Here is a 2,812-nt window from a genome sequence, read left to right on the forward strand (position 1 = left end):
GAGGATCCTAACCACAAAGAGTGCGGGCTGCATATAAAAGGGCAGGACTAAATCTTGTAGCCGTCGGCTCGTCTTGCGAGCGTCTTTAACGGTGCTAGTAAAAATTTAGCTTGATAGGCTACGTTGTCTTATCTTCGCTAAATTTTTACGTCGCGACAGCAAGAAGATGCGACCGCAAAGAAAGCAAAGCCCCATAAATCCGCCTCGCGATACTTCGCCTTAGCTCTTTGCGCTCGAATTTGAGGTCAAATTCGGCTAAATTTGCAAATTTAGCTTCAAATTTTACGCGCCTAGACCCGCATCTTGACGGCGCTAAATTTAGCTATGTAGCCGGTGCAAGCGCGAAAGCGGGAGTTAGCGCCCGCAAGCAAAGTTAGCGAGAAAACGAGCGGGCGGACGAATGAGCGAGCTAAAAAGCTCAAATTTAAACGGCGAATTTTAAGTCGCCGCTAAAAAGCAGTTAAATTTAGAAAAAGGAGAAATATGCAAAACTTAACCCATCTTCAAGCCCTAGAAGCGCAGTCGATACATATAATGCGCGAAGTGGTCGCGGAGTTTAAAAATCCGGCTATGCTTTATAGTATCGGCAAGGATAGCTCCGTGATGCTGCACTTGTTGCAAAAGGCGTTTTATCCCGCAGTGCCGCCCGTGCCGCTGGTGCACGTCGATACGCTGTGGAAATTTCGCGAGATGATAGAGTTTCGCGACCGCAGAGCCAAAGAAAGCGGTATGAAGCTAATCGTCTACGTAAATCCAAAAGGCGAGCAGATGGGCATTTCGCCTTTTATACACGGCAGCTCCATGCACACGGATATCATGAAAACGCAGGGACTAAAACAGATGCTAGATACGTATAAATTCGACGCCGTTTTCGGCGGAGCTAGGCGCGACGAGGAGAAGTCCCGCGCAAAAGAGCGTATTTACTCCTTTCGCGATAAATTTCACCGCTGGGACCCTAAAAATCAGCGCCCAGAGCTATGGAATATCTACAACGGCCGCATAAAGGAAAATGAAAGTATCCGCGTATTTCCGCTTAGCAACTGGACCGAGCTTGATATTTGGCAGTACATAATGCTTGAAAATATCCCGATTCCAAGCCTATATTTTGCCAAAGTCCGCCCCGTCGTAGAGTATAAGGGCGCTAAAATTTTAGTAGACGACGAGCGAATGCCCGCACAGCTTAGAGCCTCTGCCAAAGACGAGCTGGTGCGCTTTCGCACGCTAGGTTGCTATCCGCTAACGGGCGCTATTAGCTCAGCAGCCGATACGCTAGAAAAGATCGTAGCCGAGCTTTTGGTAGCAAACAGCGGCGAACGCCAAGGTAGGCTCATAGACTCAGACGAAGGCTCGTCGATGGAAGCAAAAAAACAAGAGGGGTATTTTTAATGGATTTGAGAGAATTTTTAAAACGAAACGAGAGCGTAGATATTTTGCGCTTTATCACGTGCGGTAGCGTAGACGACGGCAAATCTACGCTAATAGGCAGGTTGCTTTACGACGCCAAGGGCATCTTTGAAGACCAGCTAAACGGCGCTAGAAACGAACGCGGCGAGATAGATTTCGCAAATTTAGTAGACGGACTGGCCAGCGAGCGCGAACAAGGCATCACGATCGACGTGGCGTATAGATTTTTTAGCACCGATAAGAAAAAATACATCATCGCCGACACCCCCGGCCACGAGCAATACACCAGAAATATGGCGACTGCCGCGAGTACGGCGGACGTTGCAGTCATTTTAATCGACGCTAGAAAAGGCGTTTTAACGCAGAGCAAACGCCACTCGTTTATCGCTAGCTTGCTAGGTATTAGGCACATTATAGTAGCGATAAATAAAATGGATCTGATGGATTTTAGGCAGGACGTTTTTGAGGACATTAAGAGCGATTATCTAAAAATGAGCCGAAATTTACCTCATAGCGAGCGGATAAAATTCGACTTTATCCCAATTAGCGCGCTAAACGGCGATAATATCTTAAAAAATAGCGAAAATACGCCGTGGTATAAAGGGCTTGCGTTACTGCCGACGTTAGACGCGCTAGACATTAGTCCGGACCGCCCTAGCGAGTTTAGATTTGCCGTGCAGTACGTAAATCGCCCGCATCTAAATTTCCGCGGCTACTGCGGCACTATAACGGGCGGCGAAATACGCGAAAACGACGAAGTAGTCGTACTACCGTCAAATAAAAAAGCGCGCGTAAAATCCATAATAACGACCGATAACCTAGACCTTGGCGTCAAAGGCAAAGATGACGCGTTTAAAACCGCGCCCCAGGCCTTTGCGCCCCAAGCTATCACGCTTTGCCTCGACCGCGAGGTAGACGTTAGCCGCGGCGATATGATAGCAAAACCTGCAAATTTGCCGCGCGTAACGCGAAAATTTAACGCAAATATCGTCTGGATGAACGAAGCGCCGCTAACGCCCGGCGAGCAATATCTAATCAAAATCAACTCAAACTTGATAAACGCGAAATTTGACGAAATTTTATATAAACGCGACGTCAATAATTTTGAAAAGCTTAAAGCCCGGCGCTTAGAACTAAACGACATCGCAAAATGCGCCGTGAGCCTAGATAAGAGCGTATGCGCGGATTTATACGAGCAAAGCCGTCAAAGCGGCTCTTTTATCGTGATCGACCGCTATACCAACGCGACGCTGGGCGCGGGTATGATAACGGAGTTTTTAGGCGATGGGCATGACGGCGAATTTGACGCCAAAAACGCTTCAAACCGCGAGTATAGCGACGCCGAAAGGGAGCTAAACGCTTACGTTAGAAAATTTTATCCCGAGTGGGGATGCAAGCAAATTTAGCC

2 protein-coding genes are annotated in these 2,812 nt (G+C 47.8%); both read left to right on the plus strand.

The features are described 5' to 3' along the window. The first annotated feature begins 483 nt into the window (after positions 1–483). Positions 484–1,386, plus strand: coding sequence for a sulfate adenylyltransferase subunit CysD (cysD, locus tag RYL88_RS12555; RefSeq protein ID WP_295142904.1), 903 nt, complete (start codon positions 484–486; stop codon positions 1,384–1,386). After that, entirely contained in the window at positions 1,386–2,810 is a 1,425-nt protein-coding gene (gene cysN / locus RYL88_RS12560; RefSeq protein WP_314991756.1) for a sulfate adenylyltransferase subunit CysN, read from the plus strand. Before cysD ends, cysN begins: the two co-directional genes overlap by 1 nt. Positions 2,811–2,812 lie beyond the last annotated feature (2 nt).

This window comes from uncultured Campylobacter sp., assembly GCF_963517995.1.
GTDB lineage: Bacteria > Campylobacterota > Campylobacteria > Campylobacterales > Campylobacteraceae > Campylobacter_A.